Origin of the sequence: Sorangium sp. So ce394 (assembly GCF_051474665.1) — a bacterium.
GTDB classification, from domain to species: domain Bacteria; phylum Myxococcota_A; class Polyangia; order Polyangiales; family Polyangiaceae; genus Sorangium; species Sorangium cellulosum_D.
Genome location: NZ_CP150339.1, coordinates 12,014,733 through 12,027,482, shown reverse-complemented (window position 1 = coordinate 12,027,482; position 12,750 = coordinate 12,014,733). Strand labels below are relative to the sequence as shown.

The 12,750-nt window shown below is 71.4% G+C and carries 11 protein-coding genes; 3 read left to right on the top strand and 8 right to left on the bottom strand.

Annotated features, from left to right (window positions below):
- Window positions 1-137: 137 nt before the first annotated feature.
- Complete coding sequence (locus WMF33_RS44505; RefSeq protein ID WP_437334259.1) at window positions 138-1,319, top strand: AAA family ATPase; 1,182 nt, start codon at window positions 138-140, stop codon at window positions 1,317-1,319.
- Entirely contained in the window at window positions 1,316-2,149 is an 834-nt protein-coding gene (locus WMF33_RS44500; RefSeq protein ID WP_437334258.1) for a hypothetical protein, read from the top strand. The genes WMF33_RS44505 and WMF33_RS44500 overlap by 4 nt, the downstream gene beginning before the upstream one ends.
- A 43-nt stretch (window positions 2,150-2,192) precedes the next feature.
- On the opposite strand, the gene WMF33_RS44495 is transcribed toward WMF33_RS44500, so the two are convergent.
- The 8 genes from WMF33_RS44495 to WMF33_RS44460 all read right to left on the bottom strand — a co-directional run bounded on the left by WMF33_RS44495 (window position 2,193) and on the right by WMF33_RS44460 (window position 11,602).
- Window positions 2,193-3,143, bottom strand: coding sequence for a diacylglycerol/lipid kinase family protein (locus tag WMF33_RS44495; protein ID WP_061623843.1), 951 nt, complete (start codon window positions 3,141-3,143; stop codon window positions 2,193-2,195).
- 91 nt (window positions 3,144-3,234) lie between these two features.
- Window positions 3,235-3,573, bottom strand: a complete 339-nt coding sequence (locus WMF33_RS44490; RefSeq protein ID WP_437334257.1) for a hypothetical protein — start codon at window positions 3,571-3,573, stop codon at window positions 3,235-3,237.
- Between the two features lie 38 nt (window positions 3,574-3,611).
- On the bottom strand, window positions 3,612-4,625 hold the full coding sequence (locus WMF33_RS44485; protein ID WP_437334256.1) for a YihY/virulence factor BrkB family protein: 1,014 nt from the start codon (window positions 4,623-4,625) through the stop codon (window positions 3,612-3,614).
- Between the two features lie 388 nt (window positions 4,626-5,013).
- Window positions 5,014-5,931 carry an STAS domain-containing protein gene (locus WMF33_RS44480; protein WP_437334255.1) on the bottom strand — a complete coding sequence of 306 codons (918 nt, stop codon included), beginning with the start codon at window positions 5,929-5,931 and terminating at the stop codon, window positions 5,014-5,016.
- Between the two features lie 216 nt (window positions 5,932-6,147).
- Window positions 6,148-6,867 carry a MerR family transcriptional regulator gene (locus WMF33_RS44475; protein WP_437334254.1) on the bottom strand — a complete coding sequence of 240 codons (720 nt, stop codon included), beginning with the start codon at window positions 6,865-6,867 and terminating at the stop codon, window positions 6,148-6,150.
- Window positions 6,868-7,035: 168 nt separating this feature from the next.
- A complete protein-coding gene (locus WMF33_RS44470; RefSeq protein WP_437334253.1) occupies window positions 7,036-8,283 on the bottom strand; it encodes an MFS transporter in 1,248 nt (415 codons plus the stop codon).
- A gap of 72 nt (window positions 8,284-8,355) precedes the next feature.
- Entirely contained in the window at window positions 8,356-9,336 is a 981-nt protein-coding gene (locus WMF33_RS44465; RefSeq protein WP_437334252.1) for a helix-turn-helix domain-containing protein, read from the bottom strand.
- Between the two features lie 4 nt (window positions 9,337-9,340).
- Entirely contained in the window at window positions 9,341-11,602 is a 2,262-nt protein-coding gene (locus WMF33_RS44460) for a bifunctional salicylyl-CoA 5-hydroxylase/oxidoreductase (protein ID WP_437334251.1), read from the bottom strand.
- Between the two features lie 94 nt (window positions 11,603-11,696).
- Between WMF33_RS44460 and WMF33_RS44455 the strand changes: the two genes are divergently transcribed.
- On the top strand, window positions 11,697-12,302 hold the full coding sequence (locus WMF33_RS44455; protein ID WP_437334250.1) for a class I SAM-dependent methyltransferase: 606 nt from the start codon (window positions 11,697-11,699) through the stop codon (window positions 12,300-12,302).
- The last annotated feature ends 448 nt before the right edge of the window (window positions 12,303-12,750 follow it).

The window sequence follows — 12,750 nt, the reverse complement described above, 5'->3', positions numbered from 1 at the left end:
GGGTCGGAAACGTTGCCGCGAGGGCGACCTCCCAGGAGGTGGCTCGGCAGGGGAGCGATGACGGGGTGCGTCGATCCGGGCCACCGTTGCCGGTGCTCGCGCTGGTGATATCCCGCCGAGCGGCGTACAAAGACGCCATGTCGACCGAGCTACCAGCGTCCGGCTTGCGGCTCACGAGGCTGGACGTCCGCGATTTCCGCGGCATCGACGAGATCAGCCTCGATCTGCGCGACGCGCAAGGGGCGGCGCTCGATCTCGTCGTGCTCGCGGGGGCCAACGGCTCTGGTAAGACGGCGCTGCTGGAGGCCATCCTCCTGCTGCTGCACCGGCCCGACAAGCTGCCTCGCGATGCGGCGCCCCTTCGGGAGCAGATCCGCTTCGGGGCTGAGGCCCTGGAGCTCCGGGGCGAGTTTCGTTTCCCGGACCGCAACGGGGTCGTGGAATTTCATACCCAGCTGCGTTTCGCGCACGACATGCCGGCGTCCTCGAGGACGTTTTTCAGCCCTCGTGGCGATGAGCCCCAACAAGAGGCCCTCCCGGGCTTCGACTGGAGCACGCATGCTCGGCTCGACGCGAACGTGGAGTACTTCTCCGCCCGGCGTGAGCCCGAGGCGCTCGGCGAGATCGTCAATCCGGGCGGCGCGCGATCCGATGTCGAGGGGCACCGGCTGCGCGAGCTGAAACGGCGCTTGATCAGCGCATACTACCGCGATCTGCGCGCCCAGGCGCGGCGCGGTACGCCTGTCGCTGGCGCGCCTGCCAATGGAGAGGCCCGGACCGCCCTGGGCGACGGACCCTTCGCCCGCCTGCAGCGCCTGTGGGAGCGCTTCAACGGCGCCGGGCAGACGCTCGACGTGATCCCGGTGAGCAATGATCCAGGCTCCGGCGACGAGGTAGTCCTGCGAGACGACCGCCCCATCCCAGAGGACGTGACCAGCCTCGAGATGGCGCGCCGGCTCGCTCCTGCCCGGCCCGATATCCCGCGCATGGTGCCGCTGGATCGCCTGAGCTCCGGCCAAGTGTCTCTGTTCGCGTTCGCCGGTCCACTCATCTTCCGGGACGCGCCGACCGACGTGATGCTGATCGACGAGCCCGAGCAGCACATGCACGTTCAATGGCAGCGTCTCCTCGTCCCTGCCTTGCGGGAGCTCTCCCCGACGACGCAGCTCATCGTCGCGACACACTCGGAGGCCATCCTGGACTCGGCCTTGAGCTATGAGCGCTTCATCCTCGTCGAGGACGAGGATCCGCGTGCACACCTGGAAGAGCGCGGCGGTGATGAGGACGCCGAGCAGCCCACCGCGAACCCGCCCGCATGAAGACGACCCTGCGCGACCTGTACCGGGGGCCGCTCACCGTCTGGGTGGAAGATCCCGTGACCCACGCGGTCCTCACCGACGTGTGGAGCGACCCGCAGATCAACGTGCTGATCAGCGAAGGCAAACCGGGCGTCACGCACATGGTCAACGCGAGCCCGCGCGGGCCGCATGTCTACGGCGTGGTAGACCGCGACTTCGACGATGACAACAGGGACAGCTGGACATCGCCCGGCTGCCGAGTGCTCCGCTTGCCGGCGCACGAGATGGAGAACCTGCTCCTCGACTTCGAGGTCCTGGCGTCGCTGTCCGGCAGCGAACCAGCCGCGCGCATCCAGGAGCGCGCTCACGACCATGCACGGAAGATGCGGTTCTGGATGGGCTGCTGCTGCGTGCTCTGGGACATGCAACGGGACCTGGGCAAAGGTTTTCCCGAGCGCCCCGCCAATCCCGCGGGGCTGCAGCCCCTCGATGAGGTGAAGCGAACCCTGGACAAGAGCGCCTACTGGCCCGAACACGGCGCCGCCTGGCAGCGCTGGAGCCAGAGCAGCGCGCGCGTCCAGCGGATCGAGGCCGCTTGCGAGGTGTTCGAGAAGGAGCTGGAGGGCGACGGCTGGATCAGCTCGTTCTCGGGCAAGGAGATCTTCCGTTTCCTTCGATCGAACGTCACTGGCCTCGATCGCACGCCAGCGCGGCCTCCCCGGCCGAGCTCGTCGGACCGCGACCTCAACCTGGCCAAAGAGATCGCCCGCAAGATGCGGGAGCTTGGCCGAATCCCGCCGGTGCTCGTCGAGCTCCGGCGCGTGCTGCGGGGAAAGGCCGGCCTCGCCTGAGGGGACGTGGGCTCCCGTGCCCGATCAACGGGCCTCCGCCCCCTCAATCCGCCGGCGCCAGCACCTCGATCGCCTTCGGCTCCAGCGTGACCGTGATCGGCAGCCGACCGAGCGGCTCGCCGTCCACGTCGAGCAGGAACGCGTGCTCCACGTCGCGGTTCAGGAGCGTGAGCTCGATGCGATCGCACTGGAAGTGGCGGACGTCCGGGTGGCGGATGTGCGCGCCCGTGTACATGCCGGTCGACACGGCCGCGAAGCGGAGGTGGGGCGCGCCGCCCAGGTCGATGACGTCGAACACGCCGTCGTCGGCCCGCGCCATCGGCGCGACCTGCATCCCCGCGCCGAAGAAGCGGCCGTTGCAGATGGCCACGGTGCGCGTCGCGAGCTCCAGCTCGCGCCGCTCCCCGCGCAGCGTCGCCACGCAGCGCACCCGGCCGACGCGGCTGCGGACGAGGCCCCGGAACGACGCCATCGTGTACGCGAGCGTGTTGCCGAGCGCCCGCGTCGTCTCGCTGACGATCCGATCCACGAGCCCGCTCATCCCCGCGGACAGGACGTTGACGAAGAACGCCTCGGCCTGCTTTCCGTCGTGCGTCTCGTACGAGAAGCGGCCCACGTCCATGGGGCGCGCCTTGCCGCTCGCGATCGCCGTGCAGTAGTGGTCGAGCCGGTGGTTCAGCTTCAGCGTCCTGCAGAGATCGCCGCCCGTGCCCGCGCCGATGATCCCGAGCCGGGTGCCCGAAGCGCCCCGGTCCTTGGCCTGCATGAGGCCGTTCACCACCTCGTTGACGCTGCCGTCCCCGCCGACCGCCACGACCGTCTCGCGCCCGCCGAGCGCGGCCTCGCGCGCGAGGTCGACGGCGTGGCGCGGGCGCTCCGTGCGCACGATGTCCACCTCGCCGAGGATGCGCTGGATGGGCTCCTGCATCCCGTCGAAGAGCTTGGCCGTCTTTCCGCCGCTGGACCGGGGATTCACGATGAGAAGGGGGCGCATGCGGGCCCCGATGCTAGATGCCGGAGGCCGCCCAGCGCGAGGTGTTTTTGTCGAGGGCCGGCCCGGCCGGCTCAGGGCTGCTTCCCGCGGCTCAGGGCTGCTTCGTGCAGCCGCAGCCGCAATCGTCGCTGAAATAGGTCCAGCCGGGGTCGCAGACGAAGCGCATCCGGGCGCACTGGTCCGGGCTCTGCCCGACGTACTTGAGGAGCGGGCCGCCGGTGCAGCCCTGCTGGTCGCCCGTGCCCGGCGCGCCGCCGGCGCCGACCGGAGCGTCCACCTCCTGGTCCGCCGCGCCGCCGGGTTCCGCGCTCCTCGTGCCGTCGGCGGGCACGGGGGTCATGGCCGCACCGCCCTGGGCGCCCTGGCAGCCCGCGGCGAGCGCGCCGATCAACATGAGCAGCGATGTGGAAGCGATGGTTCTGTGCGGCATGAGAGGGCTCCGGTGAACAGGTCAAGCCGATCGGCGCTCTAGGCCCTGCCCCCGTGGAGCTCCGAGCGGTTCGAGCGTGCGGGGTGGGGGAGCGCGATGTCCCCGCCCGCGCTCCTCTCGCGCGGGGGGCGGCCGGCGCTGGCCGGGAGCGCGGACTCCTGACCTTCCTCCTTCGCGGCCTTGGGGACGTCCGCTCCGGTATCTTCCGCGTCCTTGGCGCCTGTGCGCTTCCCGTCCGGCGAGCGGTGCTCGATGATGGCGTTGATCTCGGCCCCGAGGAGCACCGCCATCGAGGAGATCCACATCCAGAGGAGGAGGATGATGACGCCGCCGAGCGCGCCGTAGCTCACCTCGTAGCTGCCGAAGCGGCTGACGTAGAAGGAGAACCCCAGCGAGGCGATCGCCCAGATCACGACCGCCACGACCGATCCCGGGGTGATGAACTTGAACTTCTGCTCGACGTCGGGGAGCACGTAATAGAGGGCCGCCAGGACGGCCATCACGATGAACGCCGAGACCGGCACGCGCAGCCAGAGGATCGGCGTCGCCAGCGGGCCGAGGTGCTCGGTGACCGCCGGCGTGGCCACCGCGAGCGCCGAGGCGAGCGTCAGCAGGACGGCGCCGCCGAGCGTGACCAGGAGGGCGATCCCGCGGCGCTTGAGGAACGATCGGCTGTCCTCGACGCCGTAGGCGGCGTTGAGCGCGTCCATGAGCGCGATCACGCCGCCCGAGGCGGCCCAGACCGCGCCGAGCGCGCCGACCGTCAGGAGCGCCGGGCTCTGCCCCTCGGTGAGCGCCTGGAGGCGCTCGCCCAGGATGTTCGCCACGGCGGGCGGGGCCATCTGGTAGAACTCGCGCATCAGCCGCGCGGACTCGGCCGGATCGATGACCAGTCCGGCGAGGGCGACCGCGAAGAGCAGGAACGGGAAGATCGAGAGGACGCCGAAGAAGGTCAGCGCAGCAGCGACGGTGTCGACCTTGTCTTTGACCCATTCCTGCTTGATGTCGTTCAGAAAATCCTTCCAGGGGATTTCTTTTCCGGGCAGGTACATGACAGACCTTCACTGCAGGGGCGCGCGGCGCGCCGTTGCGTTCTTCCTGGGCGGCCTCCGCCGGGGCGGCCGTCTGGGAGAGAGCAACGCGAGTGCCAGGCCGGGCGCGGCGGCAGCGGGGCGGACAGGGGGGCTGCCGGTCTGCCCGCGTCGGCGCCGGGGGTCCCGCTCGCGCCGGGCGCTTGCTGGCTTCGCCGTCGCGCGTGGCGCGAATTGCCTCACGCGGCACAAAGGCCACATCACGGCGTGTGCGATCGTGGGCCGGCTGCCGCTCGCGCTGCCTCGCTGGAACACGCGGCGGCCGCTGGCGGCGAGCGCATCCGAGCGGTCGGCGGGCGTGGCGCCTCTCCCGTGTCGCCGGAGCGCCGGAGGGCATGGCGTCGAGGGATCAGCTCCCCTGGGGGTCGCGCCGGGCGCGCGCGGCCGAGGTGGGGGCAGCGGACGCGGGCGTCGCGGGGCGCGCGCCTGCTCGGGCGAGGGCGTGGGCGATGCCGCTCTGCAGGGTGCTGCGGGTGGTGATGCCTGTGAGGTCGACCCCCAGCTCCACCAAGGTCTGCGCGGTGTCCGGGTTGATCCCGGTGAGCATGAGCTGGGCGCCCAGGAGGCGCGCGGCGCGCGCGATGCGCAGCAGGGCGTCGGCGGACTCGGCGTCGACGTTCCTGACGCCCGTGACGTCGACGATGGCGGTGTGAAACTGGTGCTGGACGATGCCGTCCAGGAGCTTCTCCATGGCTTGCTGGGCGCGGGCGCTGTCGAGGGTGCCGATGAGGGGCATGGCGACGACGCCCTCGGCCAGCGGGACGAGCGGCGTGGACAGCTCGCGCAGGGCGGCTTGCTGGGCCCGGATCACCTGTTCCTGGGAGTCGCGCAGCTCCGCCTGGGTGTGCGCCAGCTGCCGCTGCGCGGTGATGTCGTGTGCGACCCAGAGGACGGTGTCGTTCGTGAAGGGCTTGCAGGTGGCCTCGCACCACAGCTCGTCCTGGCCCATCATGATGGGGTACTCGACGCGCAGGATCGTCCGGTTCGCGAGCGACTCCCGGATGACCGCGATGCAGCGCTCGAGGTGGTCGTCTCGGACCACCGCGCCCATCCGGGTGTTGCGCCCCTGCCTGGCCATCTCGGCGGTGATGATGAGCGTCGGGACCGCCTCCTGGAGGATCCCGTCGCGATCGATGAAGGCGACGAACATCGGGATCACCGAGCAGAGCGCTTCCAGCTTCGCCCGGGCATCCTCCTGCTCGGCCGCGCGCTGGGGCAGGGCCGCGTTCTCGCCTTCGAGTCCCGTCGAGCTCGGTCGTTCGTTCATCGTCTCAGCATCGTGTCAGCATTCCAATGCTACCGTACTCCAGGAAGTCGGTCCGAGCGAGCGAAATCCAGCATGGGATCGCGGGGATGGGCCGATGCTGGAGGGGCGTAATCGTGGGCGAAGCGGCAGGCGCGAGGGGACGGAGCCCGCCGCGTGGCGCGGGGGCCCCGCCGAACACCTACCGACTACCTGTCTACCTGTCTACCGCGCAGCAACCTAGCTCATCGCCTTGCCGATGAACTCGTGCAGCGCCGGATCCATCCCGTGCTGGTTCCTCATCGACGGCTCCTCCTGGTACATCCGGTTCAGCGATCGCTCGATCCCCGGATTCTTCCCCGTGAACGCGTCGATGAGCTCCCGCATGCGCTTCACGATCTGCTGCACCGGCTCGCTCTTCGGATCGGATCCCTTCTGCATCTCCGCCCGCATGTCCTCGTAGATCTGCTTCCACGCCGACTCGGCCTCGCGCATCTTCTCCGGGCCGATCGCCTCCGCGCGCTGCTGGAGCTCCGCGAGCTGCTCTGGGGTGTAGTACTTCTCGATCATGGTCATCACCTCGATGGTTTGAAGGAGCTGCTCCACAGAGACGCCCTCCCCCGCGCGAAGCACGCTTGCCAGACCCTCGAGCCGCGCGCAGAGCTTCTGCTCCAGCGCGATCTGCTCGCGCAGCCGCGCCAGGTGCAGCTCGATCGTCTCCAGCGGAGAGAAGCCCGGCCTGTCCAGACACCCTGTGATCTGCTCCAGGCTGAAGCCGAGCTCGCGCAACGACTTGATCTGCTGGAGCCGGGCGACGTCGCCTGCCGAGTACATCCGGTGCCCCGACGCCGTGCGGTGCGACGGAGACAGCAGCCCGATCTCCTCGTAATAGTGGAGCGTACGGACGGAGAGGCCGGTCTGCTTGGCGAGATCGCCGACTTTCAACGGTGCTGAACGCATGGTGCTTCCCCTGTTTCCAGGGCGGGGGAGGACGTCCATGCCCCGGAGGCTAGGTCCTCACGTAGCGTGAGGATCAAGGCCCGGCCTCCACTTTTTTTTCGCTGCCGCGCCGCGCTCGCCCAGGGGCCTCTCCGGCGCGCTCAGGGCGTCAGGCGCTGGCCGTTCTCGTCACGAAGGTCCCCCGCCGGGCGCGGGCGCCTCGACGACGCTCGCCCGGAGGAACACGCCAGCGAGCGCCGCGGCCGCGGCCGCCGCCCAGAATGGCGCGCCCATGCCGGCCCGCGCGTAAAGCTGGGTGGCGACGAGCGGGACAGTCGCATAGCCCAGCTCCTGCAGCGCCTGATGGCCGCCTTGCACCTGCCCCTGCGCGGCCGGTCCGGCGGCCCGCGACAGGAGCGCGGAGAAGGAGGCCGTGAGCAGGCCCTCGCCGGCCGCGATCGCCACGATGGCCGCGACGAACGCCGGCGCCGAAGGGTGGCTCGCGACGAGGCCCATGGTCGCGAGGGCGAGGACGACCAGGGAGAGGCCGAGCGCCAGCACGCGCGCGTCCCCGAGCCGCCTGACCAGGCGCTCCAGCAGGACCCCCTGGACGCACACATCGGTGGCGCCGACCGCGATCACGGCGAAGCTCACCGCGTCGGCGCCCCACCCGAGCCGGTCCTTGGCCAGGAGCGCGAACGTCGCCTGGAGCGAGACGAAGGCCGTCGTGAAGAGCGCGCCCACGGTCAGGAGGGGACGGAGGTGCCTCACGCGCAAGAGCCCCGAGAGCTGCGAGAACGGGTTGAGCCTTCGCCACGAAAGCGCGCGGGCCCGGTGCTCGGGGGCGAGGCTCTCCGCGAGGAACAGGTAGCTGCCTGCGGCGTTCAACGCGGTGAGGGCGGCCGCCAGGAAGAAGGGCGCCCTCAGGCCGAGCCTCAGGGCCAGAGCGCCGAGCGCCGGGCCCGCGATGAGCCCCGCCCCGAACATCGCGCCCACCCGCCCGAAGCTCCGGGCGCGCTGCTCGTCGGGCGCCGTGTCGCCCAGATAAGCGAACACCGTGCCCACGTTGCCCGCCGTGAGGCCGTCGATCATGCGCCCGAGGAGCAGGAGCGGGAGGGCGTCGGCGAGGCCGAACAGCGCGTAGCCGGCCGCGGAGCCCACGAGGCTGAGCAGGAGCACCGGGCGGCGGCCGGTCGCGTCGCTCAGCGCCCCGAGCGCCGGCGCGGAGAAGAAGGCGCAGAGCGAATACGAAGCGCTCAGCAGGCCCACGGCCGACGCCGCATGGGCAGGGTCGCCGGTGAAGCGCGCGGCAAGGAAGGGGACCACCGGGGCGGCCAGCCCGTTGCCGGCCGCGCTCAGGAAGGCCGTCGCCTGGAGGAGCAGGAGCGCCCGAGGGCGCAGGCCCGCGCCGGAGCGGCGCTCGACGGTGCTCGTCATGCGGCGACCGTAACGATCCCAGCGCCGCCTCCGATTGAACAAACGCGACATCGGCGCGCGTTCGCCAGCGGCTCAATCGCGCGTGTGTTCGCCTCGATCCGCGTCCCCCGCGTCCCGCGCGCCCCCCGCGCCCTCGCCGTGCGGCGAGCGGCGCCGAACCTCGGCGGCGTACCTCCCGGGGCTCATGCCCGTGAAGGCGCGGAACTCCCGGATGAAGTGCGCTTGATCCGCGTAGCCGAGCTCGAAGGCCAGCGCGGTGAGGCTCGCGTCCGGAACGCGCTCGAGCCGCTCGGTGGCCCGGGAGAAGCGGATGAGCCGCGCGAGCGCCTTGGGGGACAGGCCAGCAGCCCGCTTGAACTGCCGCTCGAGCTGCCGGACCGACAGCCCGAGTCGCCCGGCCAGCGCGCCGACGCGGGCGCTGCCGTGGCTCGCGTGCAGCGCGTGGCCCGCCGCCGTCACCGGGCCGTCGAGAGGGCGTGCCACGCGCTGCCGCTCGAGCAGCCACCCCTCGATGAGCCGCGTCGCCGCGTCGCAGGCGCCCCGCTCGAGGAGCGGTCCCACGCGCTCGGAGAGCGCCCGCAGCCCAGCGCCCACCGTCGTGCAGGTCCCGCGGAGATCGGCCTCGCGCTCGAGCAAGGAGAGCGCGCTCCACGGGTGGAAGCGGACGCCGATCACGCGGGCAAGGCCGCGGGACACCATCCGGGCGGGCTCGTCCCGGACGCCGATCACGAAGACGGGCGGCAAGGGGCGCAGGCGGCCATCGCGCCCCTCGATGCGCGCATCGCCGCAGTGGAACACGAGATCGATGTTGGCTTCCGGCAGGAGACGGTGCTCCTCCGTGCCCACCGTGTGTCGCTCCTCGTAGGAGGAGTAGCTCTGCACCGCACCGCGCAAGAGGGGGTGTGGTGCGCGCTCGCGGAAGCGGACGTCCTCGGGCGCCATCGGATCAGGCGACTCTGCAAGGCGGAGGCGCAGCGCGCAAGCGCCGCGCTGATCCTCGACGCCGCCGCGGGCGCAGCGCGCCCCCGCGCCGTCGCCGCCGACGATGGACACCGGGTCAGCGCATGCGGAGCGTGTACCCCGCGACCGACCGGTACTGAGGCGGCCACTCCAGGTCGAACCCCTGCTCCGCGGCGGCGTGCCGCGTCCAGTACGGGTCGTAGAGGTGCGCCCGCGCGAGCGCGCACAGGTCCGCCCTGCCGGCCGCGATGATGCTGTTCACGTCCGCGTAGCTCTGGATGTTGCCGACCGCGATCGTCGGCACCTTCGCTTCCAGCCGCACGAGCTCCGCGAGCGGCGTCTGGAACAGCCGGCCGTGCTCCGGCTTGCCGGAAGGGTCCGTCTGCCCCGCCGAGACATGCAGGATGTCGGCGCCGTGCTCCCGCAGCATCGTCGCCAGCGCGACGAGATCGTCCGTCGTGAGCCCGCCAGGCGCCCAGTCGGTCGCCGAGATGCGGACGCTCATCGGCTTCTCCGCCGGCCACGCCGCCCGCACCGCGTCGAACACCTCGAGCGGATAGCGCATCCGGCCCTCGATCGGCCCGCCGTACGCGTCGTCGCGCCGGTTCGTGAGCGGCGAGATGAAGCTCGCCAGGAGGTAGCCGTGCGCGCAGTGCAGCTCGATGAGGTCGAACCCGGCCTCGTCCGCCCACCTCGCCGCCCGCACGAAATCCGAGGTCACCTGATCCATGTCCCCGCGATCCATCGCCTTCGGGACCTGGCTCCCCGGGAGGTACGGGATGGCGGAGGCGCTGAGGAGCGGCCACGCGCCGCGCTCGAGCGGAGCATCCATGCCCTCCCAGAGCCGCTTCGTCGCGCCCTTGCGCCCCGCGTGCGCGAGCTGGACGCCGATCCTGGCCCGGGAGCGCGCGTGGACGAAGTCGACGACGCGCCGCCACCCCTCGGCGTGATCGGCGCGGTAGAGCCCGGCGCAGCCCGGCGTGATGCGCGCCTCCGCGCTCACGTCCGTCATCTCGGTGATCACGAGCCCCGCCCCGCCGAGCGCCCGGCTGCCGAGGTGCACGAGGTGCCAGTCGTCGATCCGCCCGTCCTCCGCCGAGTACTGGCACATCGGCGAGACCACGACCCGGTTCTCCAGCACGAGCGACCGCAGCCGGAACGGCGTGAACATCGGCGGCGGCGGGCCGCCGCCCCCGGCGGCGACGCGCGCCCCCGACTGCGCCTCCGCCTTCCGCGCGACGTGCGCGTCCACCTCGCGCACGAACGCCGGATCGCGCGCCTTCAGCCCCTCGTGCGTCACCCGCAGGCTCCGCGTCAGCAGGCTGAACATGAACTCCACCGGGTCGAGCGCCATGTAGCGCTCGGTGTTCTCGAACCACTGGAGGCTCACCTGCGCGGCCCGCTGGAACGCGAGCACCTTGGGCTTGCGCTCGGCCTCGTAGGCGGCGAGCGCCTCCGGCACGCGCGGGCTCCGCCCCAGGCTGTCGACGAGCGCGATCGCGTCCTCGAGCGCGAGCTTCGTCCCCGAGCCGATCGAGAAATGCGCCGTGTGCGCCGCGTCCCCGAGCAGCACCACGTTCTCGAAGCTCCAGCGCTCGTTGTGCACCGTGGGGAAGCTCCGCCAGACGCTCCTGTTCTTGAGCAGCCGGTGCCCCTTCAGCTTGCCCTCGAAGAGCTCCTCGAAGTACGCGATCGTCTCGTCCTCGCTCGCGCGGTCGAGGCCCGCCCGGCGGAAGGTCTCCTCGCGGCACTCGACGATGAACGTGGAGCGGTCCGGCTCGTAGCGGTACGCGTGCACCCGGAAGAGGCCGTGGCGGTTCTCCTCGAAGTAGAACGTGAAGGCGTCGAAGGGGAACGTCGTGCCGAGCCACACGAACCGGTTCGGGCGCACGTCGATGCGCGGCGCGAACCGGTCGGCGAAGCGCTCGCGGATCCGGCTGTTCACCCCGTCGGCCGCGACCACGAGATCGCTGCCGGCGAGCGCCTCGGCCGGGTCCGTCACCTCCTCTTCGAAGCGCAGGACGACGCCGAGCTCGCGCGCCCGGTCCTCCAGGATCGCGAGCAGCCTCCGGCGCGACAGGCCGCTGAAGCCGTGCCCCGTCGAGACGAGGACGCGCCCGCCGAAGTGCGCGTGGAGCTCGTCCCAGTGGGCGAGGCTGCCCCGGATCGCGTCGTAGGTCGGGCGGTCGGCCTCGGCCAGGTTGTCGAGCGTCGCGTCCGAGAACACGACCCCGAAGCCGAAGGTGTCGTCGGGCCGGTTCCGCTCGAGCACGACCACCTCTCGCCGCGGGTCCCGCTGCTTCGCGAGCAGCGCGGCGTAGAGGCCCGCCGGCCCGCCCCCCACGCACGTGATCCTCACCGCCTTGCCCCTCCGCTCCGGCGCCGCTGCATGCGCCGGAGCCTACACGAGAACGTCGGGTGCGGCGCCGCTCCGGGGGGCTATAAAGTTCTGCATGAGCGAGCAGCGAAACTTCCCGGACTGGCAAGAGCTGTATCGAAACACCCCGGCAGAGAGCCTGCCCTGGTACCACGCGGGCCTGGATCCCGATCTCGCGCGGGCGCTCGAGCGCTTGCAGGTCGCGCGAGGGCGGGCGCTCGACCTCGGCACGGGCCCGGCCACGCAGGCGTTCGCGCTGGCCGAGCGCGGGTTCGACGTCACCGGCTCCGACCTGTCGCACGCGGCCATCGATCGGGCGGCGGCGCAGGCGGCGCAGCGGGGCGCCGCCGTGCGCTTCGTGCAGGACGACATCCTGGACAGCCGGCTCGACGACCGGTTCGACGTCGTCTTCGACCGCGGCTGTTTCCACACGCTCCCGCCGGAGCGGAGGGGCGATTACGTCCGCACGCTGAAGCGGCTCGTCGCGCCCGGAGGGTTCTTGTTCCTCAAGTGCTTCAGCGCGGTGGAGTCGTGGGATCAGGGGCCGTATCGGTTCACGCCCGAGGACATCCGCGAGATCTTCGGGGCCGAGTTCGAGCTCCTCTCCAGCGAGGAGACGGTCTATCAGGGGACCCTGGACCCGCTCCCGCGCGCGCTGTTCTCCGTGCTCCGGCCGCGGTGAGCGCGGTTCTCCCGGCGTTCGCGCCATCATCCCTGCCTGACGCGTGACGCTTCCCTGAGCACGACGCCGACGCGCCGGCATCGTTGACGGCACAGTTCGCCCGGCATAGTGACCTGGGCCACAATGGCGGTCGCGCCTGCCGCCAGCGACGCCGGCTCAACGCCAGGGGGAACCATCTTGATGAACATCGCACGCAAGCACGTCTCCGCGCGGGAGGACAGGACCCGCCGATCACGCTGTCACGCGATCGCCGTGCTCTGCCTGGCGCTTTCGCTCCAGGCCATCGTCGTGCTCGGAGCCGGCTGCGCGTTGACGAGCGACGGCGAGATCGGGAGCGCGCAGGGCGCGGGCACGAGCCTCTGTCCGCCTCTCTCCGATGCGCCGATCGACGCGGCTCCCTATGACGACACCGTATTCGGGACGGTACCGGCCTACCGTGCTCCCATCG

Excerpts from the sequence above, each read along its gene's own strand:
- WMF33_RS44505 (WP_437334259.1), top strand. The coding sequence starts at position 138 with ATGTCGACCGAGCTACCAGCGTCCGGCTTGCGGCTCACGAGGCTGGAC.
- WMF33_RS44500 (WP_437334258.1), top strand. The coding sequence starts at position 1,316 with ATGAAGACGACCCTGCGCGACCTGTACCGGGGGCCGCTCACCGTCTGG.
- WMF33_RS44495 (WP_061623843.1), bottom strand. The coding sequence starts at position 3,143 with ATGCGCCCCCTTCTCATCGTGAATCCCCGGTCCAGCGGCGGAAAGACG.
- WMF33_RS44490 (WP_437334257.1), bottom strand. The coding sequence starts at position 3,573 with ATGCCGCACAGAACCATCGCTTCCACATCGCTGCTCATGTTGATCGGC.
- WMF33_RS44485 (WP_437334256.1), bottom strand. The coding sequence starts at position 4,625 with ATGTACCTGCCCGGAAAAGAAATCCCCTGGAAGGATTTTCTGAACGAC.
- WMF33_RS44480 (WP_437334255.1), bottom strand. The coding sequence starts at position 5,931 with ATGAACGAACGACCGAGCTCGACGGGACTCGAAGGCGAGAACGCGGCC.
- WMF33_RS44475 (WP_437334254.1), bottom strand. The coding sequence starts at position 6,867 with ATGCGTTCAGCACCGTTGAAAGTCGGCGATCTCGCCAAGCAGACCGGC.
- WMF33_RS44470 (WP_437334253.1), bottom strand. The coding sequence starts at position 8,283 with ATGACGAGCACCGTCGAGCGCCGCTCCGGCGCGGGCCTGCGCCCTCGG.
- WMF33_RS44455 (WP_437334250.1), top strand. The coding sequence starts at position 11,697 with ATGAGCGAGCAGCGAAACTTCCCGGACTGGCAAGAGCTGTATCGAAAC.